We start from the raw sequence: 23,394 nt of genomic DNA on the forward strand, positions 1-23,394 counted from the left end.
TTTGAAACTTTATTGCTGCAAAACACGTTATTTAATAATACGCCCGATCACATAATTCCGTAGTACTACATACTGGTTTTATAACGGATAATTTTTGCTAAATTAAAGCTAATAAAAAAGGCGAACTGAATAAAATCAGTTCGCCTTTTTAATCACCAAGATGGTTTTACATGTTTAAACTAATTAGTCTTGAACACGTTCAAATACAGTTGCAATGCCTTGGCCTAAACCAATACACATAGTTGCTAAACCGTATCGTACATTTTTGTCTTCCATCAAGTGAATAAGCGATGTGCTAATACGCGAACCCGAACAACCCAGTGGGTGACCAAGTGCGATTGCGCCGCCATTTAAATTCACTTTTTCGTCAACTACATCCATTAAACCTAAATCTTTCATTACAGGTAATGATTGAGCTGCAAAGGCTTCGTTAAGTTCTACTACACCTAAGTCATCAATTGTAATGCCGGCTTGAGCAAGTGCTTTTTTACTTGCTGGTACTGGGCCGTAACCCATAATTGATGGATCGCAACCAGCGACTGCCATTGCTTTAATACGTGCACGAATTGGCAAGCCAAGTTCTTTTGCTTTTTCTTCGCTCATTACTAACATTGCAGATGCGCCGTCAGAAAGTGCAGAAGAAGTACCGGCTGTTACCGTACCCGATGCAGGATTAAATACAGGACGAAGCTTTGATAAGCCTTCTACTGTTGTTTCTGGGCGTATTACTTCGTCGTCTTCAACTAAGATAAGCGAACCATCTGCTGCGTGACCTTCCATTGCTAAAATTTCGCGACGGAAACGGCCTTCAACAGTTGCAGCTTGTGCACGTTGATGTGAGCGATAAGCAAATTCATCTTGTTGCTCACGACTAATGCCATGAAGCGTAGCAAGGTATTCTGCTGTTAAACCCATTGAGCCCGATGCTTGTGCAATAGTTGTTGCTAGACCAGGATGAAAGTCGTTACCGTGAGTCATAGGTACGTGACCCATGTGCTCAACACCACCAATTAGGTAAGTGTCGCCAGCGCCTGTCATTATTGCGCGTGCTGCGTCATGCAATGCTTGCATAGACGAGCCACATAAACGGTTAACCGTTACAGCTGGTACGCTGTGTGGGATACCGGCAAGTAATGCTGCGTTACGTGCTACGTTAAAACCTTGCTCTAATGTTTGCTGTACACAACCCCAATAAATATCGTCAATTGATGCTGGATCAACTGCTGGGTTGCGATCAAGTAAGCCTTTCATTAAATGTGCGCTTAAGTCTTCAGCACGTTTATGTTTGAATACACCACTTTTAGAGCGACCCATTGGTGTGCGGATACAATCTACAATTACTGGATTATTCATGATATTAACCTTCCACCTTATAGAAAACACGACCCTCTTCGGCCCACTTGCGAGTTTGCTCAGATACTTGGTAAATCGCACCTAGGTGAGCGTATTTGTCTGCTGCTGCAACAAAGTTAGCTAAACCAGTTTGATCTAAGTAACGGAACGCGCCGCCTCTAAATGGAGGGAAACCAACACCGTAAACTAATGCCATATCTGCTTCTTGCGCAGAGGCAATAATGCCTTCTTGCAAACACAGTAGCACTTCGTTGATCATTGGAATCATACAACGGTCGATGATTTCTTGTTTATCAAATTCTTTTGGTGCGTCTGTAATTGGGCTTAGTAGCTCAACTGCTGTCTCGTCATGAGACTTTTTAAGACGACCGCGACGATCTGTTTCGTATTTGTAAAAACCGGCTTTGTTCTTTTGACCAAAACGTTTTTCGTTGGCAAAAATAGTCACTGGGTCTTTATCAGCACGCGCCATACGTTCAGGGAAACCGTCGGCCATTACGCCAGTACAATGGAACGCTGTATCAATACCTACAACATCAAGTAGGTAAGCCGGACCCATAGGCCAGCCAAATACGTTTTCCATTACTTTATCTACTTTTGCAAAGTTAGCGCCTTCAACCACTAATTTGCTAAAACCTGCAAAGTAAGGGAATAAAACACGGTTTACAAAGAAGCCTGGGCAATCGTTAACAACAATTGGCGATTTACCTAATTTAAGCGCGTAATCAACTACTGCATTAATTGTTTTATCTGACGTTTTAGCACCACGGATAATTTCTACTAATGGCATTTTTGGCACTGGATTGAAAAAGTGCATACCACAGAAGTTTTCTGGTTTATCGAGTGCTTCTGCTAATAAATCAATACAAATAGTTGATGTGTTTGAAGTAAGTACAGTGCCTTCTGGCATGCTCTTTTCAAGATCAGCGAGTACTGCTTGCTTAACTTTAGGGTTTTCTACAACGGCTTCAACAATAATGTTGGCACTTTGTAGGTCTGACGCGTTAAGTGTTGGTTTAATTTTGCTAAGAGTGGCAAGCATTTTTTCCATTGGCATGTGGCCACGCTTAACTTTTGCGCCTAATAACTTAGACGCTTCACCCATACCTAAATCAAGCGCATCTTGTTGGATGTCTTTCATTATAATAGGTGTGCCTTTATAAGCAGACTGGTATGCAATACCGCCACCCATAATACCAGCCCCTAATACAGCGGCTTGTTTAATTTCTACATCGCTTTGTTTAGCAAATTTACGTGCTTTACCTTTAATGTATTGGTCAGCTAGGAATATACCTGTCTGTGCAGCTGCTTCTGGTGTACGTGCTAATTTAGCAAAGTTAGCATTTTCGATTGCCATTGCTTCATCGCGAGTACAGTTTGCCGCTGCTTTAATAGTACGTACAGCCATAACCGGTGCAGGATAGTGGCCTTTGGTTTTACCCATTACCATACCTTCTGCCATAGCAAAGCTCATGCCTTGCTCAACACGGTTTAATTTAAGTGGCTGTAGTTTTACGTTGCGTTTTGCTTGCCAATCTAGCTTGCCTGCAATTGCTAGCTCAAGTGTTGATACACTTGACTCTAAAAGTTTGTCAGCACTAACTACTGCGTCAAACGCACCTACTTTAAGGGCATCTGCAGCGCGATTTTCTGCGCCTGAGGTAATCCACATCATTGCGTTATCGGCGCCAATGATACGTGGTAAGCGCACTGTGCCACCAAACCCTGGCATTATGCCAAGCTTAACTTCTGGTAAGCCCATTTTAGCTGTTTCGCTTGCTACGCGATAATCGGTAGCAAGTGCCCACTCACAACCACCGCCAAGTGCCATACCGTTTATGGCGCTTAGAGTTGGGAATGGTAAGTCTTCGATTGCATCAAAAACATCAGTTGCGTTTTTGATCCACACTACTAATTCTTCTTCAGGTTTAGTAAATGTAGGTAAAAATTCGAAGATATCTGCACCAATAATAAAGTGGTCTTTATCGCTGGTAAAAATCATGCCTTTGATATCAGTATTGGCGGCTAATTCTTTTAATGCTGCTGCGCAATCTGAAAGAGTTTTTTGAGATAATGTGTTTACAGAACCTGCAACACAAAACTTAAACTCGGCGATGTTTTCCTTTATGAAACTAACTTCAAAGGAATCGCTTTTATATAACATTATTATTCTCCCTAGTTGACGAACTAAGACTGGTACGATGAGTTTGCATTTCAATCAGTGTGCTTGCTTTAAATTAAAAATGCAACGAAAAAATTAACTCGGTTACAATCGGCTGTTTAAAATATAGCTGGTTTGGTGCTAAGGTGGTTGAAAAGTTTTTACTCATCGCTTTAATTTTTTATTAAAGGACATTATGAAAAAATATTTATTAAACGTTGTGGCAGCTGCATTTATATTTCCTCTTTATTCTGCCGAGGCGGCTATCGACAACGATGCATTTTTAGATGCTGAAAAAAAAGTGCGATACGGTGACTATCAAGACTTTAAAGAAGCAGTGAGCGGGCTTGAGCATCCATTAAAACCTTATGTTGAAAAAACATACTGGCAACGTAATCCCGATATTAAGTATCAGGCAGAGATAGAAGATTATTTAACGGTTTATCAGCATACACCACTCGAGTGGCCTGTGCGTAAAGCTTGGCTACAGTATTTAGAAAAAACAAATAAAAAAGCAGCCTATATTCGCAATTACCGCGAAACGTCTAATGCTGAGCTAACATGTACTTATTTAGACTTTCAATTAGATTTAGGCGCGCCTGAAAAAGCAATATTTAATCAGGTAACGGATTTGTGGGCTGTAGGTAAATCGCAACCAGAAGAGTGCGATGCTATTTTTTCATTGTGGCGTAAAAAAGGTTACATGAAAGAAGATACTGTGTGGAAACGCATAACCTTAGCCGCTGAAGGCGGTACACAAAGTTTATTACCATATTTAAAAACATTATTGCCAAAGAATGAAGGTTACTTAGCTGATTTATATTTAAAGGTTCATAAAGACCCAAGCGCATCGGCTGGTTTGTATCGATATAAAAATAAGTCTGCTAAAGAAGGTCAAATAGCTATTTATGGTGTTAAACGCTTAGTGTGGCGCGATAAAGAGCTTGCATTAAAAGCGTGGGAAAAGTTAGAAAAAATATTTAAATATAGCGATGAAGATAAAGCAGACGTTTATTACACATTTGCATTATCGCTTGCCTCTAGCGGACATAAACAAGCAGGCTTTTGGTTAAACAAAGTACCTAAAGAGCGGTTAGACAGCAAGCTCATACAGTGGCAGTTAGGCAATATGCTTAAAACCCAAGATTGGGAAGGTATTGCTGCGTTTTTTACGGGCAAAGATAATCTTAGTCTTGGTCAGCAATATTGGTTAGCTTATAGCTATGCAAAACGTGGTGAGCAACAAAAAGCAGATGAAATTTGGAAAGTAGTCGCTGCTAATCGTGATTATTACGGCTTTTTAGCTGCCGCACGCTTAGGGCTTCCGGTTGATTTAAATAATAAGCCTTTAATAGTTGATCAAGCGCTCGTAGATAAAGTAAGTAATGCCCCAGGCTTTAAGCGTGCAAAAGCACTTTATGAGATGGAGCGCTTTACTTCAGCGCGTCGAGAATGGAATTATTTAACTAATACATCGAGTGCTGATGAAAAATTAGCTGCATCAACAATCTCTACAGATTTAGGTTGGCACGACAGCACTATTTTTACGTTAGCAAAAATTAAAGCATGGGATTACGTAGAACTTCGTTTTCCGTTTGCGTTTAAAGACTTATTTGAGCGTTACAGCAAGCGCAGTAAAATAGATGTTGCATGGAGCATCGCAATTGCTCGAAGAGAAAGCTCATTTGCACCAGATGTACGTTCGCATGCTAATGCCCGTGGTTTAATGCAGTTATTACCAAGTACAGCGGAGTATGTAAATAAAGGAAGTGTAACTAGTAGCCGTTTGTATGAGCCCAAAACCAACATAAGATTAGGTACTAGTTATTTACAGTATTTAAAAAAGAAAAACCACGGTAACGAAGTGCTGGCTACTGCATCATATAATGCAGGCTATCATAGGGTAAAACGTTGGTTACCAGATGAGGCTATACCAGCTGAATTGTGGGTAGAGCTTATTCCTTATCGTGAAACTCGCGATTACGTAAAAAATGTTTTTGCGTATAGACAGGTCTATCACACTAGAATGGGTAGAGAAGGAAATATACTAGCACCGCTACTGGAAATGAAAATGGGCGGTTAGTAAACATCAGTTTAAAGTAGGGGGATATCTAATGCGTTTAGATATCCCCTTTTTTGAGCGCTTAGCATATAAGTGGTAGACTCAGAGCAAGTTAAATTTAACAGATGGATTAACAATGGATAAATTAGCCGTTTTATACGCCGAACATATTGCAACACTGCAACAGCGTACTCGTACAATTTGTAGTAGCGAAGGGTTAGAAGGATTAGTTATTCACTCAGGCCAAGCTAAGCGCCAGTTTTTAGATGATATGTATTATCCATTTAAAGTTAATCCACAGTTTAAAGCGTGGTTACCGGTTATTGATAATCCCCATTGCTGGATTGTGGTAAATGGTAGCGACAAACCAAAACTAATATTTTATCGACCAGTTGATTTTTGGCATAAAGTGCCAGATGAGCCTCGTGATTTTTGGGCTGAGTACTTTGATATAGAGCTATTACTTCAGCCTGATCAAGTTGAAAAATTATTACCATACGACAAAGCTAAATACGCTTATATGGGTGAGTACATTGAAGTAGCGCAAGCACTTGGCTTTAGTATTATGAACCCTGAGCCTGTACTTAACTATTTTCATTACCACCGCGCTTATAAAACGCAGTACGAACTTGAATGTTTACGCAACGCTAACCGTATTGCAGTAGATGGGCATAAAGCCGCACGTGACACATTTTTTAATGGTGGTAGCGAGTTCGATATTCAGCAAGCGTACTTAATGGCAACACGTCAAAGTGAAAATGAAATGCCGTATGGCAATATAGTTGCACTTAACGAAAACTGCGCTATTTTGCATTACACGCACTTTGATCCAAAAGCGCCACACACTCATAACTCATTTTTAATTGATGCCGGTGCAAACTTTAATGGTTATGCTGCTGATATTACACGTACCTACGATTTTAAAAAGCAGGGTGAGTTTGCTGAACTTGTACAAGCGATGACGGTTCAACAAATCGAACTAGGTAAAGGTTTAAAGCCGGGTATGCTTTATGGTGATTTACACGTTGAATGCCATAACCGTATCGCACAAATACTGAGTGACTTCAAAATTGTTAACTTACCCGCTGAGGAAATTGTTGAGCGTAAAATTACCTCTACTTTCTTCCCACATGGGCTAGGGCATCATCTTGGTTTACAAGTACACGATATGGGCGGTTTTATGAGTGACGAAAAGGGCACACATCAACCATCACCTGAAGGTCATCCATTTTTGCGTTGTACTCGCTTGATTGAAAAAAACCAAGTATTTACTATTGAGCCAGGTTTATATTTTATTGATTCACTACTTAACGATTTAGCGCAAACCGATAATAAGCAATTTATTAATTGGGAAAAGGTTGAGTCATTTAAACCATTTGGCGGTATTCGTATTGAAGACAACATTATTGTTCACGAAGATAGCTTAGAGAATATGACGCGTAATTTAGCGCTCGATTAATTTCTATAAAGACGTGTTAGCGAATAAACGTTAAAATATGCATATGAACGGGGCCTTTAGGCCCCATTTTTAATTGAGCTTTTAATATGTCTGAATATAAATATCCTGCTGCTGATGTTTTTCATCAAGAAGAAATTAAAAAAAGTACGTTTATAGTTCACATTGCACATACCCCCGATTTAAATTCAGCTAAAGCATTTATTAAAAACATTGAAGAAAAGTATGGCGATGCCCGCCATAATTGCTGGGCACATGTAGCTGGTAATCCAGGTGGTAGTCATGTTTATGGTTTTTCGGATGATGGTGAGCCAAATGGCACCGCAGGAAAACCCATGTTAAATGTGCTGGTGGGTTCGGGGCTTGGTGAAATAACAGCTGTAGTTACACGTTACTTTGGCGGTATAAAACTAGGCACAGGTGGATTAGTGCGTGCCTACGGTGGCTCGTTAAATAATGCATTAGTAAATATGCAAACAGTGCTTAAAGTACCCAGTGTTGAAATTACAGGAAGTAGCGAGTACAGCATGCAAGGTGCTATTGAGCAGCTACTAAAAACCAACTATCAAGTACTTAATATTGAGAAGCAATTTACTGCTAATATTAAATGGGAGATCACTATTGATAGTCGCCAAGCACAGCAGGCAATAAAAGATATTTTTGATTTAAGTCACGGCGCAGTTGAGTTAACTATTAAAGAGTAATAACCTACACAAATTGCATGTTATGCATACTCACTCTATTTGATCTGGTTGATACAACTCAATCTGAATTTACTAATAATAAAAGCGATAAGCTAAATGCAATTTCGGACCATCATAAAAATTCTTGGGCAACTTGTTGCCTTGTTCAGTATTACCATGGTGCCCCCAGCACTGGTGTCTTTAATTTACAAAGACGGTGGCGGTGTTCCGTTTGTTTTAGCATTTATTTTTAGTGTTGTTATTGGCTTAATGGCTTATTACCCAAATCGTCATGAAAACGGGGACTTAAAAGCACGAGAAGGCTTTTTGATTGTTGTTTTGTTTTGGTTGGTACTAGGGGCGTTTGCGTCCTTACCACTTATATTTTTACAAGAACCTAATTTATCGTTAGCCGATGCGGTGTTTGAAGCATTCTCTGGCTTAACAACTACAGGCGCTACGGTGCTTACCGGTATTGAATACCTTCCTAAATCCGTGTTGTTTTATCGACAGCAATTACAGTGGTTTGGTGGAATGGGGATAATCGTACTTGCGGTAGCTATACTGCCAATGCTAGGCGTAGGTGGTATGCAGTTATATCGAGCCGAAATACCAGGGCCAGTAAAAGATTCAAAAATGACCCCGCGTATAGCCGATACAGCAAAGCATCTTTGGTACATTTATGTATCGTTAACAGTTGCATGTATGCTTGCCTATTGGGCTGCAGGAATGAACTGGTTTGATGCAATTTGTCATGCGTTTTCTACTGTGGCAATTGGTGGATTTTCTACTTACGATGCCTCTATGGGGCATTTTGATAGCCCTGTAATTAACTTTATATGTGTTTTCTTTTTGATAATTGCAGCTGTTAATTTTTCACTACACTATGCTGCGGTAGCAAGTAGAAACATACAGGTGTATATACGTGACCCAGAATTTAAGGTGTTTTTGTGTATTCAATTAGCGCTGGTGGTTATTTGCTTTACAGTGCTTTCATCAAACGAAATTTTTGCAGATGGCGACGAAACCCTCGATCAGGCATTGTTTCAAGCTGTTTCGATGAGTACTACAGCCGGCTTTGCTACCGATAACTTTTCTACTTGGCCTTTGTTTTTGCCTATCTTACTAATCTTTTCGAGTTTTATTGGCGGATGTGCGGGCTCTACTGGTGGCGGTATGAAAGTAGTACGAGTATTTTTGCTTTATTTACAAGGTGTGCGCGAGCTTAATAGGTTGGTGCATCCTCGAGCTATATATTCGATAAAACTGGGTCGAAAAGCGTTACCAGATAAAGTAGTAGAGGCTGTGTGGGGGTTTTTCTCTGCGTATGCATTAGTGTTTATTATTATTATGCTAGCGTTAATGGGTACCGGTATGGATAACATTACCGCGTTTTCTGCTACAGCAGCTTGTTTAAATAATCTTGGTCCTGGCTTGGGTGATGTTGCATCGCATTACGGAGCCGTCAGCGATGGTGCCAAATGGTTACTTACCATTGCAATGGTATTTGGGCGTTTAGAAATATTTACTTTATTAGTGCTATTTACACCAACATTTTGGCGTGGATAAACGATAGCTTAACTATAAAAATTATTATTGGGAAAGGGATATGCCAACTACAAACCTAGAAAAACTACACCAGTTAACAACTGGGGGAATGGTTGATTTAGAAATACTAACCCCAACTGACAGTAAACGTGTAAAAACGGAGTTTATAGGTTTACTTGATAATAAGTTTATTATTTTAAATTACCCAAATTCAAAACGCCTACCTGCAGCTGTTGATTATTTACGTGATGGTGTAATGGTTGTAGTCAGAGCTTTAATAGAAGGTGAAGGTGGGCAGGTTATAGCGTTTCGCCAACAGGTAATGTCGGTTGCCTCTCATCCAGCACGGCTTATTTTTATTAATTTTCCTAAACAAGTGCAGCTATTTGCTCTGCGTTCACAAACACGTATACCCACCTTATTACCTGCAAAACTTAAATTAAGCGACGACCGAGTACTTAATGGAGTAATTAAAGATATTTCATTAACGGGAGTTATGTTTGACGTTAAAAGTGATAAAGAACTCGAAAATATAAAAGATATGCAGTGCACTGTAATACTTAACAGCAGTGATAAAAACTTTGAAGGTGAGGTATGTAGCGTTAAAGAGCATACTACCGGAGCACGTTGTGGCATTAAGCTATTAGCAAGTGAAGGTGAGATGCAAACTTTTATGAAAGAGCATTTTATCGACCCTTCAGCACTAGAGTCGACAACGGAATAAATTACTTTCGCTTCTTTGCAACAAAAAGTGATTTTCAATTGATTTTTAATCAATATTTTTTATTTTCATTAAAAATTAATTGTTTTTCCTTTTAAAACAAGGCTTTGATTTTTATTTTAAATGCCATATTTTGTTTTTTAACAAAACACTTGGCTAAATTTCAACTCAATTCTTCTAAAAAAGAATCCTCTTAATAATTTCTTATCAAAATTGTATCTTTTCGCGTAAACATAACTGATTGTTTTTATTCGCTTTAATTTTGTGTCTGTAAAGTGTGTTGCTATAAAGCAACAAAAATCACCTAGTATTTATCCATATTTAGTTTATTTAACCTCTAATACTTTGAAAAGTAATGGTTTTTAAAAGCTGGCATTTAAGTTGTATTAGTCTAGTTGTACTGAACGAAAACGTGATTTAAAGAAAGCATTTAATCGCACACATAAATTTGAAGGATACATATTATGAAAAGCATTAATAAAACTTTAGCACTTATCGCATTAGCATCTTCATCAGCAGCTTTTGCGGCTACAGACTTCGATACATTAGATGTAGATGGCAATGGTGCAATTAGCCAAGCTGAAGCATCTGTAGATGCAAAATTAATGAGCATATTCTCTGAGCTCGATACTGACGAAAATGGTGAGTTATCAAAAGAAGAGTTTTCACAAGCATAAGCTTAAAACACTGAGGCGCACAGCCCCACATATTTAAAAATTGAAGGATACATACTATGAAAACACTAAATAAAGCGTTAGCACTTATCGCACTAGCATCTTCTTCAGCGGCTTTTGCAGCAACCGATTTCGATACTTTTGATATTGATGGTAATGGCGGTATTAGCCTTAGTGAAGCATCAATAAATTCAGATTTAATGAGCATGTTTACAGAGCTCGACACTGATCAAAATGGTGAGTTGTCACAAGAAGAATTTTCAAAAGCTTAATTTAAACTGTTCATTCCTGAATTGCCAAAGACAATCTAAGTAGGCAAGGAGCTTACAAAAAAGGATAGCAAGGAAGTGTGAATCACTTTGTAAATTATAAGCCAATTTTTTTGATAGACAATTAAATGAAATATTGAAGGATTAAGTTATGAAACATTTAAATAAAGCATTAGCACTTATCGCATTAGCATCTTCTTCAGCTGCCTTTGCAGCATCCGACTTTGATAGTCTAGATACAGACGCCAGCGGCACAATTAGCCCTAGCGAAGCTGCGGTAGATACCGATTTAATGGCTGAGTTTATAGAGCTTGATACAGATGGCAGTGGTGAGCTTTCTAAAGAAGAATTTGCCAACTATTAATTATTTTTTCACAGTCAATTTTTATTGCTTCCATAGCAAAGCATTTTGTAAACCGACTTTACTTATTTAGGAAATTATTATGAAAACATTAAATACAACACTTGCAGTTTTAGTTCTAGCGTCTTCATCAGCAGCCTATGCGGCAGTCGATTTTTCATCTTTTGACGCCGATGGTGATGGTGCTATCACAATGGAAGAAGCAAAGGTTAATCCTCAGCTTGTAAAGATTTTTGATGATTTAGATACTGATGGTAATGGTGAGATTTCTAAAGAAGAATTTTCAAAAGTGCAGTAATTAAATACTGGTAATACTCCACTAAAGCCGCCTTAGTCAGCGGCTTTTTTGTGCGTAAAATAAAGCTATAAAAATATAGCACTTACTTGGAATAGCTTTTCTACTACGTTAATGTGCTTTTTATCGATTAAGAACATAATAACGTGATCCCCCGACATAATTATAGTGTCGTCGTGAGCAATGAGTACATCGTCATTACGTACTATTGCCCCAATAGTTGTACCTGCTGGCAGTTTTATATCTGCAATTGCGCGACCAACCACTTTTGATGTGTTTTCATCGCCATGAGCAACAGCTTCAATTGCTTCTGCTGCGCCTTTACGCAGTGAATATACATTCACAATATCACCACGACGTACGTGTGTTAGTAATGCTGAAATAGTTGCTTGTTGTGGTGATATAGCAATATCTATTTCACCACCTTGTACTAAATCAACATAAGCACCACGCTGGATAAGCACCATAGTTTTTTGCGCGCCCATACGCTTTGCAAGCATGGCCGACATAATATTAGCTTCATCGTCGTTGGTTACAGCAATAAATACATCGACTTGTTCTATATGCTCTTCTGAAAGTAGCTCTTGATCAGATGCATCGCCACAAAACACAACAGTGTTATCGAGCATTTCTGATAGTTGCTCTGCACGCTCTTTACTGCGTTCAATTAATTTAACCGTGTGGTTTTTTTCAAGTGAACGAGCAAGACCCGCACCAATGTTACCGCCACCAGCAATCATAATTTTCTTGTATGAACGCTCTAGTTTTTGCAGCTCGTTCATTACCGCGCGAATATGTTTGGTAGCAGCAATAAAAAATACTTCGTCATCAGCTTCAATGACCGTAGTACCCAGCGGCTTAATCGCTTTACCTTGGCGATAAATGGCTGCAACACGAGTTTCTACATTAGGAATGTGCTCTTTAAGTGCTGATAACGCATAGCCTACAAGTAAACCGCCATAATATGCTTTTACTGCAACTAACGAGAGCATACCATCGGCAAATTGTAGTACTTGCAATGCGCCAGGGTAGTCAATTAAACGACGAATATATTTAGTAACGAGTGCTTCGGGAGCAATGTAATGGTCGATAGGTAAATCATCGTTTTGAAATAGTTTTTCACGGTACTTTAAATATTGCTCTGAGCGAATTCGAGCAATTTTAGTGGGTGTATTAAAAATACTATACGCCACTTGGCAAGCAACCATATTTACTTCATCTGAACTGGTCACGGCTATAATCATATCGGCATCTTCTGCACCGGCACGACGTAACACGTCAGGGTGGGCACTGTGTCCCATTACCCCTTGTAAATCGTACTTATCTTGAAGCTCACGTAAACGATTACCATCTATATCAACAACCGTTATTTCGTTTTGTTCGCCCACTAAATTTTCAGCGAGTGTGGCGCCAACTTGCCCAGCACCGAGTATGATTATTTTCATTATTTACCAGTATTATAATTACCAATTTAATTAAAATATTAGCCACTTAATTTATGATAAATGGCTAATGATTCAGTGTTATCGATATTAGATTTTTTTAACCAACTTAGCGTAATAAAATCCGTCACTTTCACCTGGTAATAACTGTAATCCTGGCGTTGTAACGGTGTCTTTATCATGAAGTGGAATATGATCTACGTCATCGTTATTAGCTAAAAACTTAGCAACTTGTTGTTGGTTTTCTTGTGGAAGTACCGAGCATGTAGCATATACCAATGTGCCGCCTGGCTTTAATAGTGGCCAAATGCTATTGAGTATATCGCCCTGAAGAGCTGCTAAATCTACAATATCTGATGCGCGACGAAGCCATTTTATATCTGGATGACGGCGAATTACACCAGTAGCCGAACAAGGCACGTCTAATAAAATACGATCAAATTGTTTATCGTCCCACCATGTGTGTGGTTGTGACGCATCACCACATTGTAAGTCAGCGCCAAGACCAATACGGGTTAAGTTTTGTTTAACACGCTCTAGTCGGGTTGAATCGCTGTCGAGAGCAAGTACTTCTGCATCAGCTAGCTCTAAAATATGACATGTTTTACCGCCAGGTGCTGCGCAGGCATCTAAAATATAGTCATCATCTTTTGGCTCTAAAAAGCGAGCTGCCAACTGTGCTGCAGCGTCTTGTACTGAACACGCACCTGTATCAAACTCAGGCAGTGAAAATACATCGCGTGGTTTGGCAAGCTTAATCCCATCTATAAAGTCAGGGTTTACGGTGTGCTCAATATCATTAGCGCTAAGTATATCGCTGTATTCTTGAGTGCTAAATTGTGATTGATTTACACGTAACCACATAGGTGCTTGATGTTGGTTTTCTGCAAGTATTTCTTCCCAGCTATCAGGGTAAGCTTCTTTAACTTGCTTAATAAACCAATTTGGGTGGTTGTATAAACACACCGGAATTAGCTTTGCCTTTTCTTCAAGTTCAACTTGTTGGCGCTGAAAACTACGTAATATAGCGTTAATAAGACCTTTTAAGCCTAAAGCTCGTAGTTGAGCAAGTGCATTTACCGTTTCTGAAATTGCTGCATGTGGCGGTACGCGCATATGTTGTAGTTGATAAATACCAACATACAGTAAAAATTGAAATATTCTGCGTTTACCTTTAAGTGGATCTTCCACTAAATGTTGGCAGTAATTTTCAAGGCTAGGTAAGTAGCGTAAAACGCCATAGCAAATTTGCTGTAGCAGCGCTTTATCTTTAGGCGGCAAGCCTTGGCTTGCAAATGGGAGTTCTTGATTAAGCGATGCGCCTTTATCAACTACGTTATATAAAGTTTCAGCGGCAAGCGCTCGTACATTTTGAACATTACTCATTATTTTCGCCTAATATTGTGCCAGGAGTTACCCAGTCACTACGACCATTTAAAAAGTCGTTAATTGCCATTGGTTTTTTACCTTGCGGTTGTAATTGCGTAATACATAAAGCGTGTTCGCCACACGCAACTATTACACCGTTTTTGTCGCTTAATAAAATTTGCCCAGGATTACCTGATTGCAAGATAACTTGCGCTTGATAAATCTTTACTGTTTGTCCACCCATTTGGGTAAAGCACACTGGCCATGGATTAAAAGAGCGAATGTTTCGCTCAATTTGTACCGCGCTCATTGACCAGTCAATATTCGCTTCTTCTTTAGAAAGCTTTTTAGCGTAATTAGCGAGTTCATCATTTTGTGGCTCAGGAGTGATTTCACCATTCGCTAATTTGTTAATGGTTTCAATCAATGCACCTGGGCCTAGCTCTGCAAGTTTTGTATATAAACTTGCGCTGGTTTCTATCGTGCTAATAGGACAGCGGCTAATATGTAGCATATCGCCGGTATCTAGCCCTTCATCCATTTGCATTATTGTTACGCCAGTTTGTTCGTCACCAGCCCAAATCGCGCGTTGAATTGGTGCCGCTCCGCGCCAGCGCGGTAAAATAGATCCGTGAACATTTAAACAGCCCATTCTTGGTGCGTCTAAAATTGCTTTAGGTAAAATTAAGCCATAGGCCACAACAATCATAATATCGGCATTTAGGCTGTTAAGCTCATTTAATGCGTCTTGAGTTTTTAATGATGGTGGCTGAAAAACAGGTAAGTTATGCTCAAGCGCTAGCTCTTTAACTTCACTGGCTTTTAATTTTTTACCTCGACCAGCAGGGCGGTCAGGTTGGCTATAAACACCTACTATTTGATGTTCACTTTCAATTAGCTTTTGTAAATGACGTGCGGCAAAGTCCGGCGTACCGGCAAATATAATGCGTAATGGTTGAGTCACTGAGTTTTCCTAAGGTGCTTATTACTGTTCTGCAAACTTGGCTTCTTTTTCAAGCTTTTTACGAATACGTTGGCGCTTTAATGGAGATAAGTAATCAATGAACAATTTACCTTGAAGGTGATCAAGTTCGTGTTGAATACAAATAGCTAATAATTCGTCTGCGTCTAAAACAAACTCTTCGCCGTTTTCGTTAAGTGCAGCAACGGTTACTGTTTCTGCTCGGTCTACTTTTGCATACGAGTTAGGTACTGATAAACAGCCTTCTTCACTAATAGTAGAGCCATCTTTTTTAATAATTTGTGGGTTAATTAATACCAGGGGTTCATCGCGTTCTTCTGATACATCAATAACCACAATTCTTTGATGAATATCTACTTGCGTTGCAGCAAGTCCAATGCCATTTTCATCATACATAGTTTCCAGCATGTCTTTCACAATCTGGCGTATAGAGTCATCAATTTGTACAACATCTTGTGCTATTGTGCGTAAACGTTCATCTGGAAATCTTAAAACTTCTAACGTAGCCATAGTTACCTTTTACACTTGTGCTTAATTTAGGGTATTGTATGCTCTTATTTTAGCCATTAGCGTTCCCCTTTAACAGGTTTTGGTCAATAATAATGAAAAAACAATACAAGGAAGCCCAATGAAATCTCCATTAGTTGCAATCATGCTTGCATTAAGTGCTGCTTTTCCGGCAGTAGCTGATGTTCTTACAATAAAAAAAGACGCACCAAAACAGTATGTTGTGAAAAAAGGCGATACGCTTTGGGACATTTCTGGTATTTATTTGAATGAACCTTGGCTGTGGCCTGAGTTATGGCAAATGAATCCACAAATTGACAATCCACATCTTATTTACCCAGGTGATGCGTTAACACTCATTTATGATGCCGATGGAAATCCGCGTTTGGTGATCAATAAAGCTTATCGTAAGTTATCGCCTCAAGGTCGTATTACGCCAAAAGGTAAAAATGCGGTTACTACATTACCTCTTGAGTTAATTAAGCCTTATTTAACGTATGAGCAGATAATTAATAGCGATGAGATTGACGCTAAACCATATGTTTTAGGTGCAAACCAAAATACTAAAACACAAACTTTAGGTCATATTTTATATATTAATGGTAATTTAAAATTAAACCAAGCCTATGCTATTTACCATAAAGGCGAACCTTATACAGATCCAAACACTCAAGAAGTATTGGCTAATAGAGCCCATTATGTAGGTGTTGCGCGTATATTTAGACAAGGCGATGTAGAAAACGGAGTCCCGTCCTCTGCACGAGTTGAGTCGGTAAAGCGCGAGATTAAACAAGGTGATTTTTTATTACCACTATCAGAAGGACAAATGTTGCCAGCTTACTTTAATATGCACAGACCTGAGCAGCCAATCGAAGGAAGTGTAATTGCTTCACCGAGTCATCACCGAGAATTCAGCACAATGGACATTGTAGTGCTAAACTTAGGCTCTGATCAGCAACTAGAAGTTGGTCATGTGTTAGACATTGAGCGTCAATCGCCGAGTGTAATAGATGGTCAGCGAGGTCCTCGTTACCCTGAAGATTCGAGTCAGTTCGAGAAGTTAGTAGCTGATACGAAAGAGACATTGGGTATTGAACCAGACGTAAATAGTAAAGCATGGACTATGCCTAAAGAAAAAGTCGGCGAGTTAATTGTATTTAAAGTGTATGACAAAGTAAGTTATGCGCTAATAACTAAAAACCAGCACCCAATTCGCGTTGGAGATTTTGCAGTTATTCATTAAGTTGTAGCGAGTCGGTGCTCTAGGAGAGAGCATGGATCAATCTTATGGCAAGCTAGCCCACTGGCTTGCCTTTTATATGTGTAAAGGGTTAGGTATTAAAACCCTTTTAGCATTATCTAAAAACTATTCCCTTGAGTCATTATTTGGCTTATCTCATGACCAACTATTACAGTTAGGTCTAACCGCTAATCAGGTAACTAATTTACTCAATACTAATTGGCAGCAAGTGAGCCATTATGAGCAGTTAATTACACAAAATAATATTACCGCAGTATGTATTTTTGATGCACTTTATCCTGAAGATCTTCGACAGATTGCAAGTGCGCCTTTGTTGCTATTTTGCAGGGGAAATATTTCGTTGTTATCTACTCCACAAATTGCCATTGTAGGAAGTCGTAACGCGACACCTACGGGGCTTGAAATAGCATCAGAATTTGCATACGAGTTAACTTCAGCTGGTATTACGGTTACGTCGGGTATGGCAAGGGGGATAGATGGAGCAGCTCACAAAGGTGCACTTGCTGGTAATGGAAATACTATTGCGGTGTTAGGCACAGGGGTTGATATTTATTATCCTAAGCGCCACAAATTATTAACTGACCAAGTATTGGAGCGTGGTTTATTGGTAAGTGAGTTTCTGCCAGGTACTGCCGCTAATGCACATAACTTCCCGCGTCGTAATCGTATTATTTCGGGATTGTCGTTAGGTGTACTTATTGTTGAGGCTGAAATTAAAAGTGGCTCGCTGATAACTGTACGTTATGCACTTGAGCAAAATAAGGAGGTATTTGCTGTTCCTGGTTCTATTAAAAATCCACTGTCACAGGCTAGTCACTTTTTAATTAAACAAGGAGCTAAGTTAGTGGAAAATGTAACTGACATTCTTGATGAAGTTAGTTTTTCTTATCAAAGTGACGTATATACAAAGGATATGCCTGTTCAGGCCAAATCCCAATGCGAGATTTTAAACAGTATTGGATTTGAGGTGACCAGTGTTGACGATATCGTTCGCCGTGCTCAAATGCCAATAGATGAAGTGTTAGCTAGATTACTCGATTTAGAATTAGATGATCAAATTGAGCGTGTTTTAGATGGCTATATTAAGCTAAGCGCGGGAAGGTAATATGTTTGATATTCTTTTATATCTTTTTGAAAACTATATTCATAGCGAAGCCGATATTTTTGCAGAGCAAAATGAGCTAACTGATGAGTTATTGCGAGCAGGTTTTAATAAGCCTGAGATATTTAAAGCACTCGATTGGCTAGAGCAACTGGCTGATTTACAACACAGTGATGAGTCTCCTTACCTTATAGCTAATCCTACAAATGCAATTCGTATATTTACCGATAGCGAGTGCCAAAGGCTCAGTGCCGAGTGTCGTGGTTTTTTAATGTTTATTGAGCAAATAGGTGTTATTAACAATGTTACTCGTGAAATGGTAATGGACTGTTTAGCCTCACTAGATAAGCCAAATATTAGCTTAGGGGATTTAAAGTGGATTGTACTTATGATCTTATTTAATGTTCCAGGCTCTGAGGAGGCGTATGAGCAAATGGAAGATTTGATTTTTGATGAACCCAGCGAACTTCTTCATTAGAGATAATTATTTTAATTGCACTCAAATTACTTAAACGTATAAACACAGCATTGCTTGTATCTTTAAGTGGTTTGGGTATATTAGGCGAAAATTCACTAATATTTTAGGATCACCATGAGTAAAATCGATCATTCGCTTTTCTCGGCGAACAAGCACGCCCTCGAAAAAGAATACGAGATATGCCCACAGTGTGGTTCAGAGTTAGTGATCCGCAATAGTAAATCAGGTCCTTTTTTAGGATGTGCAAGTTACCCCGAATGCGATTTTATTAGACCATTGGCACATCACGATAGTAACGAAATTAAAGTTCTTGAAGATTCAGCATGCCCTGAGTGTAGCAAACCGCTGGTGGTTAAAAATGGTCGCTACGGCATGTTTATTGGGTGTACGGGTTATCCAGAGTGCCATTATATTGCTAATGAAAATGAAGAAAAACAAAATGAAGAAGTATTACCGAGTTGCCCTAAATGCAAAAAAGGTAATTTAGTAGCGCGTAGTAATAAGTTTGGTAAAGTATTTTATTCTTGTGATTGTTATCCTAGTTGTAAATACACACTAAATAACAAACCAATTGAACAACCTTGCCCTGAGTGTAAATGGCCAATAGTTATCGAAAGAAAAATGGCTAATAGCACACTATTGCAATGCCCACAAAAAAGTTGCATGCATAAACTAGCCCCAACTGACTAACATTTAATTATTTCTGGAGACTATTTTGTCAGACCTTCCAAATATGCCCACTGCAATAACGTGTTTAACGCAAGGCGAAGTTATTTTATATCCAACAGAAGCAGTATTTGGTTTAGGCTGCGATCCAGATAATCAACAAGCCGTTGAAAAGCTATTAGCAATTAAGCAGCGCCCGGTTGAAAAAGGGCTTATTTTAATTGCTGATAACTACGGGCAATTATTAAAATACGTAGATGATGCAAAAATACCAATGGATAAACGAGCCGATATTTTTTCGAGTTGGCCTGCAGCAATTACATGGGTTATGCCTGCATCTAAAGACACGCCAAAATGGCTAACAGGGCAGTTTGATACTATAGCCGTAAGAGTAACAAATCATCCAACAGTAAAGCGTTTGTGCCAAGAGTTTAGTAAGCCGCTGGTATCAACTAGTGCAAACTTAACAGGACAAGAAACTGTTATTAGCATTGAGCAAGCTAAAGCACAATTTGCAGAACAAGTTGGCTTTTACGTTGATGAGCCATTAGGTGGCAATACTCAACCAAGCACAATAAAAGACGCCATGACGGGCAAAATATTTAGAGGTTAAAATGCAAAGCGAATTATTAGATCAAGTAAAAGCATACTTTATGGCTTTGCAAGACACTATTTGCCAAGGTTTGGAGGCTGCCGATGGTAGTGCTCAATTTATAGAAGATAACTGGCAGCGAGCTGAAGGCGGTGGTGGTCGCACACGCGTAACCACTAATGGCACTGTAATAGAACAAGGCGGAGTTAATTACTCTCATGTATTTGGCGCTTCAATGCCAGGTTCTGCAACAGCACACAGACCAGAGCTTGCAGGGCGAAGCTTTCACGCATGTGGTGTGTCGTTAGTTATTCACCCTAAAAACCCTCATGTACCAACAAGTCATGCCAATGTGCGCTTTTTTATAGCCGAAAAAGAAGGCGAAGAGCCAATATGGTGGTTTGGTGGCGGATTTGATCTCACTCCTTTTTATCCAGTATTAGAAGACGTACAGCATTGGCATCAAGTTGCTCACGACATTTGTGCGCCATTTGGTAGTGAAGTTTATCCAAAATATAAAACATGGTGCGACGAGTATTTTTATTTAAAGCACAGAGACGAGACTCGCGGAGTAGGCGGTTTGTTTTTTGACGATTTAAACGAACTTGGTTTTGAAAAGAGTTTTGCGTTTATGCAATCGGTGGGTAATGGCTTTTTAGATGCCTATTTACCTATTATTGAACGTCGTAAAAATGATGAATACACAGAGCAACAACGTGATTTTCAGCTTTATCGTCGCGGACGTTATGTCGAGTTTAATTTAGTATGGGATAGAGGCACTTTATTTGGACTACAAAGTGGCGGTCGCACAGAGTCTATATTAATGTCTATGCCACCACTTGCACGCTGGGAATATAATTATAAACCAGAGCCAAGTAGTCCAGAAGCTAACCTATATCAGTATTACTTACGCCCGCAAGAGTGGTTAACTAGTCAACCAAGTGAGCTAATAGCCAGAGAATGGCAATTATAAAAATTACACAGTAATCAAAAAGGCGCTAATTAGCGCCTTTCTGTATTTAGTTACAATACAAATTTAATGCTGATTGATCATGTGCGTTGCTAGTTGAGAAAATGATTGCTTTAAGCCTTCACGCAATAACGGATTGTCTATTTCTATATCCAGCGTTTTATTCATGCAGTACATCCATTGATCGCGCAATGCTTTATCTACAGTAAAAGGCATATGGCGTTTACGCAGCATTGGCTGACCATGTTTTTCTGTAAATAGGTTTGGCCCGCCTAACCAACCAGATAAAAATTCAAAAAATACTTGGCGAATTCGATCTAATGGCAGAGGATGCATATCATATAACGGTTTAGCGTATTCATCTGACTCCATTATGTCGTAGAATCGATTAGAAATAGCGCGCGCTCCTTTTTCTCCACCTATTATTTCGTAAGGTGTTTTTTCAGGAGTAGGAGCCTGTTGCTCGGGAGCTGGCTTAGATTTAGAAAAAAGTCGTTTAATCATATTATTTATCATCGTTAATAGGCAGTGTATAGCTGCAAAGAGGTTGCTTTAAAATGGACAAATATGCGGTTTTTGGAAATCCAATTAAACATTCAAAATCCCCCGCGATACATAAACAATTTGCTGTATCACTGGGTGAGCAAATCGACTATCGCGCAATATTAGCACCTATCGATAACTTTGAAAAAACAGTATTGTCTTTTTTTGAGCAAGGTGGTGCTGGTGCTAACGTTACAATGCCATTTAAAGAGCAAGCTTATGCAATGGCTGATGAGCTTACGCCATTAGCTAAAATTGTAGGGGCTGTTAATACATTAAAAAAACGAGATGATGGCACATTACTAGGTGATAACACCGATGGTGTGGGCTTTGTAAATGATTTACTCGCTAATAAAGTAACTATAACTAATAAACGCATTTTAATTATTGGTGCGGGCGGCGCTGCTCGAGGGGTTATTTTACCTTTGTTAGAGCATAATCCTCATGAAATAATAATAGTTAATCGCACAGCACAAAAAGCTAAAGAACTCGCAGAGCTATTTACTCAATATGGACCGGTATCTGGCTTTGGCTTTAATGATTTACCAGTAAGCGATTACTCACTAATTATAAACTCTACATCTAGCAGTATGAATAACGAGCTGCCGGCACTTGATGAAAAACATATAACTAACTGTGAAGTAGCCTATGACATGTTTTATTCACTGCAAAACACCATTTTTATGAATTGGGTTGCACAGCATAATACTAACGCTAAGCTTTTAGATGGTAGCGGAATGTTAGTTGGTCAGGCTGCTCAAGCATATTATGTATGGCGTAATAAAATGCCAAAAATACTTCCCGTAGTGGATGCGCTTAAACAAGGGGTGCTCAAATGAATCAGGCAATACAATTTATAGATAGACTGGAATTTAGAGAGCCCGATCATCAGTTAGTATTTTTTGCACAAGTTAGTGGCATGCTGGTGGAGTGTGTAATAGAAGTAAATACACTTAAATTAACAGACGAAAGCCATGCAACAGAGTATTTTGAAAAATATCGCTTTGATTACGAAGAACGTGCCGAGGAACTCATCGAAGAAGAGAGCTATAACTCGGCAGGTCAAATTGAAGTAAGTTTATTAACTTAAGTTAGCTATTTCAGTTAAGTATTCATCTTTAAGTGATACATAGTTATCGGCAGATATTTTTAAAAAGGCAAGTTCTTGCTCTGTGAGAGGGCGGGCTTGCTTAGCTGGGCTTCCTACATATAAGTAACCAGACTCTAAGCGTTTGTTAGGTGGGACCAAAGAGCCACCACCTATAATCACATCATCTTCAACAACTACGTTATCCATAATAATTGCGCCCATACCCACAAGTATACGATCTCCTAGTACACATCCATGCAGCATTACCTTATGACCAACAGTTACATCGTCACCTATAATAAGCGGATACCCATCTGGATTGCTTTTAGTAGCACGAGATAAATGTAATACACTGCCATCTTGTATATTGGAACGTTTACCAATACGTATATAGTTAACGTCACCACGAGCCGCAACTAACGGCCAAACACTACTATCACTACCTAAAGTAATATCACCGACTAATACCGATGACTCATCAACATAAACAGACGTGTTAAACGAAGGGGTAACACCTTTATAAGAACGGATTGCCATATTTATACCTATAAATAATAGTTAGATTATCAATAAGTGTAACAGTAGAATTTATTTAAGTACTACAAAAGCAAAATTTGATTATTAAACTACCACTTTCAGACACTTTAGGTTAGTTACTGACCGAACAGCACTTTATTTGAAGTTTTGTTAAAAAAGTACTTGCGTAAAAATCTGTTCTCCCTATAATGCGACCCCACTGAGACGGGAAACGCCAACGCCTAGCGAGGAGCGAACTACTCAGAGAGTTAAATAAAACTTCGGTTTTAAATT

General features: G+C 39.1%; 25 protein-coding genes. 17 read left to right on the forward strand and 8 right to left on the reverse strand.

What is annotated here, in order from left to right; all coding sequences use genetic code 11:
• Window positions 1-183 precede the first annotated feature (183 nt).
• Together fadA and fadB are read right to left on the reverse strand one after the other, a co-directional pair.
• Window positions 184-1,353: an acetyl-CoA C-acyltransferase FadA gene (gene fadA / locus GQR56_RS13835; RefSeq protein WP_007584192.1), complete on the reverse strand. Its 1,170-nt coding sequence runs from the start codon at window positions 1,351-1,353 to the stop codon at window positions 184-186.
• Window positions 1,354-1,357: 4 nt separating this feature from the next.
• Entirely contained in the window at window positions 1,358-3,517 is a 2,160-nt protein-coding gene (gene fadB / locus GQR56_RS13840; RefSeq protein ID WP_166112458.1) for a fatty acid oxidation complex subunit alpha FadB, read from the reverse strand.
• A 193-nt stretch (window positions 3,518-3,710) separates the two neighbouring features.
• Between fadB and GQR56_RS13845 the strand changes: the two genes are divergently transcribed.
• The 9 genes from GQR56_RS13845 to GQR56_RS13885 all read left to right on the forward strand — a co-directional run bounded on the left by GQR56_RS13845 (window position 3,711) and on the right by GQR56_RS13885 (window position 11,586).
• Window positions 3,711-5,597: a transglycosylase SLT domain-containing protein gene (locus GQR56_RS13845; RefSeq protein WP_166112461.1), complete on the forward strand. Its 1,887-nt coding sequence runs from the start codon at window positions 3,711-3,713 to the stop codon at window positions 5,595-5,597.
• A 115-nt stretch (window positions 5,598-5,712) separates the two neighbouring features.
• Window positions 5,713-7,035 (forward strand): Xaa-Pro dipeptidase, encoded by a 1,323-nt coding sequence (gene pepQ / locus GQR56_RS13850; RefSeq protein WP_024609616.1) that lies wholly within the window; start codon window positions 5,713-5,715, stop codon window positions 7,033-7,035.
• An 86-nt stretch (window positions 7,036-7,121) separates the two neighbouring features.
• The gene (locus GQR56_RS13855) at window positions 7,122-7,736 is read left to right on the forward strand and encodes a YigZ family protein (protein WP_024609617.1); all 615 of its coding nucleotides are present in this window, start codon (window positions 7,122-7,124) and stop codon (window positions 7,734-7,736) included.
• A gap of 96 nt (window positions 7,737-7,832) precedes the next feature.
• On the forward strand, window positions 7,833-9,284 hold the full coding sequence (locus GQR56_RS13860; protein ID WP_024609618.1) for a TrkH family potassium uptake protein: 1,452 nt from the start codon (window positions 7,833-7,835) through the stop codon (window positions 9,282-9,284).
• 40 nt (window positions 9,285-9,324) lie between these two features.
• Window positions 9,325-9,987: a flagellar brake protein gene (locus tag GQR56_RS13865; RefSeq protein WP_024609619.1), complete on the forward strand. Its 663-nt coding sequence runs from the start codon at window positions 9,325-9,327 to the stop codon at window positions 9,985-9,987.
• Between the two features lie 461 nt (window positions 9,988-10,448).
• Entirely contained in the window at window positions 10,449-10,661 is a 213-nt protein-coding gene (locus GQR56_RS13870; RefSeq protein ID WP_024609620.1) for an EF-hand domain-containing protein, read from the forward strand.
• Window positions 10,662-10,717: 56 nt separating this feature from the next.
• A complete protein-coding gene (locus GQR56_RS13875; RefSeq protein WP_024609621.1) occupies window positions 10,718-10,930 on the forward strand; it encodes an EF-hand domain-containing protein in 213 nt (70 codons plus the stop codon).
• Window positions 10,931-11,078: 148 nt separating this feature from the next.
• Window positions 11,079-11,291, forward strand: a complete 213-nt coding sequence (locus tag GQR56_RS13880) for a calmodulin (protein WP_024609622.1) — start codon at window positions 11,079-11,081, stop codon at window positions 11,289-11,291.
• A gap of 79 nt (window positions 11,292-11,370) precedes the next feature.
• Entirely contained in the window at window positions 11,371-11,586 is a 216-nt protein-coding gene (locus GQR56_RS13885; protein ID WP_024609623.1) for an EF-hand domain-containing protein, read from the forward strand.
• A 65-nt stretch (window positions 11,587-11,651) separates the two neighbouring features.
• Here GQR56_RS13885 and trkA read toward each other — a convergent pair whose 3' ends face one another.
• The 4 genes from trkA to def form a co-directional block, all read right to left on the reverse strand.
• Window positions 11,652-13,028, reverse strand: a complete 1,377-nt coding sequence (gene trkA, locus GQR56_RS13890) for a Trk system potassium transporter TrkA (RefSeq protein WP_024609624.1) — start codon at window positions 13,026-13,028, stop codon at window positions 11,652-11,654.
• A gap of 87 nt (window positions 13,029-13,115) precedes the next feature.
• Window positions 13,116-14,411, reverse strand: coding sequence for a 16S rRNA (cytosine(967)-C(5))-methyltransferase RsmB (rsmB, locus tag GQR56_RS13895; protein ID WP_024609625.1), 1,296 nt, complete (start codon window positions 14,409-14,411; stop codon window positions 13,116-13,118).
• On the reverse strand, window positions 14,404-15,357 hold the full coding sequence (gene fmt / locus GQR56_RS13900; protein ID WP_166112464.1) for a methionyl-tRNA formyltransferase: 954 nt from the start codon (window positions 15,355-15,357) through the stop codon (window positions 14,404-14,406). Before fmt ends, rsmB begins: the two co-directional genes overlap by 8 nt.
• Before the next feature lie 21 nt (window positions 15,358-15,378).
• The gene (def, locus tag GQR56_RS13905; RefSeq protein WP_166112467.1) at window positions 15,379-15,885 is read right to left on the reverse strand and encodes a peptide deformylase; all 507 of its coding nucleotides are present in this window, start codon (window positions 15,883-15,885) and stop codon (window positions 15,379-15,381) included.
• A 118-nt stretch (window positions 15,886-16,003) separates the two neighbouring features.
• Between def and GQR56_RS13910 the strand changes: the two genes are divergently transcribed.
• From GQR56_RS13910 to hemF, 6 genes are all read left to right on the forward strand, one after another.
• On the forward strand, window positions 16,004-17,125 hold the full coding sequence (locus GQR56_RS13910) for a LysM peptidoglycan-binding domain-containing protein (protein WP_024609628.1): 1,122 nt from the start codon (window positions 16,004-16,006) through the stop codon (window positions 17,123-17,125).
• Between the two features lie 31 nt (window positions 17,126-17,156).
• On the forward strand, window positions 17,157-18,248 hold the full coding sequence (dprA, locus tag GQR56_RS13915) for a DNA-processing protein DprA (protein WP_166112470.1): 1,092 nt from the start codon (window positions 17,157-17,159) through the stop codon (window positions 18,246-18,248).
• A gap of 1 nt (window position 18,249) precedes the next feature.
• Window positions 18,250-18,723 (forward strand): DUF494 family protein, encoded by a 474-nt coding sequence (locus tag GQR56_RS13920; RefSeq protein WP_024609630.1) that lies wholly within the window; start codon window positions 18,250-18,252, stop codon window positions 18,721-18,723.
• A gap of 114 nt (window positions 18,724-18,837) precedes the next feature.
• Window positions 18,838-19,413 carry a topoisomerase DNA-binding C4 zinc finger domain-containing protein gene (locus GQR56_RS13925; protein ID WP_166112473.1) on the forward strand — a complete coding sequence of 192 codons (576 nt, stop codon included), beginning with the start codon at window positions 18,838-18,840 and terminating at the stop codon, window positions 19,411-19,413.
• A 25-nt stretch (window positions 19,414-19,438) separates the two neighbouring features.
• Window positions 19,439-20,002 carry an L-threonylcarbamoyladenylate synthase gene (locus tag GQR56_RS13930; RefSeq protein WP_166112476.1) on the forward strand — a complete coding sequence of 188 codons (564 nt, stop codon included), beginning with the start codon at window positions 19,439-19,441 and terminating at the stop codon, window positions 20,000-20,002.
• A 1-nt stretch (window position 20,003) separates the two neighbouring features.
• Window positions 20,004-20,954 (forward strand): oxygen-dependent coproporphyrinogen oxidase, encoded by a 951-nt coding sequence (gene hemF / locus GQR56_RS13935; protein ID WP_166112479.1) that lies wholly within the window; start codon window positions 20,004-20,006, stop codon window positions 20,952-20,954.
• Window positions 20,955-21,017: 63 nt separating this feature from the next.
• Here the strand turns inward: hemF and GQR56_RS13940 are convergent, their stop codons facing one another.
• The gene (locus GQR56_RS13940; protein ID WP_004335148.1) at window positions 21,018-21,455 is read right to left on the reverse strand and encodes a group II truncated hemoglobin; all 438 of its coding nucleotides are present in this window, start codon (window positions 21,453-21,455) and stop codon (window positions 21,018-21,020) included.
• Between the two features lie 53 nt (window positions 21,456-21,508).
• On the opposite strand from GQR56_RS13940, the gene aroE reads away from it, so the two are divergent.
• Both aroE and GQR56_RS13950 read left to right on the forward strand, forming a co-directional pair.
• The gene (gene aroE / locus GQR56_RS13945; RefSeq protein WP_166112482.1) at window positions 21,509-22,333 is read left to right on the forward strand and encodes a shikimate dehydrogenase; all 825 of its coding nucleotides are present in this window, start codon (window positions 21,509-21,511) and stop codon (window positions 22,331-22,333) included.
• Window positions 22,330-22,584 carry a DUF1488 family protein gene (locus GQR56_RS13950; RefSeq protein ID WP_004335144.1) on the forward strand — a complete coding sequence of 85 codons (255 nt, stop codon included), beginning with the start codon at window positions 22,330-22,332 and terminating at the stop codon, window positions 22,582-22,584. Before aroE ends, GQR56_RS13950 begins: the two co-directional genes overlap by 4 nt.
• Here the strand turns inward: GQR56_RS13950 and GQR56_RS13955 are convergent.
• On the reverse strand, window positions 22,576-23,121 hold the full coding sequence (locus GQR56_RS13955; protein WP_166112485.1) for a gamma carbonic anhydrase family protein: 546 nt from the start codon (window positions 23,119-23,121) through the stop codon (window positions 22,576-22,578). The genes GQR56_RS13950 and GQR56_RS13955 overlap by 9 nt on opposite strands.
• Window positions 23,122-23,394 lie beyond the last annotated feature (273 nt).

The sequence above is a fragment of the Pseudoalteromonas sp. Z9A5 genome, assembly GCF_011378875.1.
Lineage (GTDB): Bacteria > Pseudomonadota > Gammaproteobacteria > Enterobacterales > Alteromonadaceae > Pseudoalteromonas.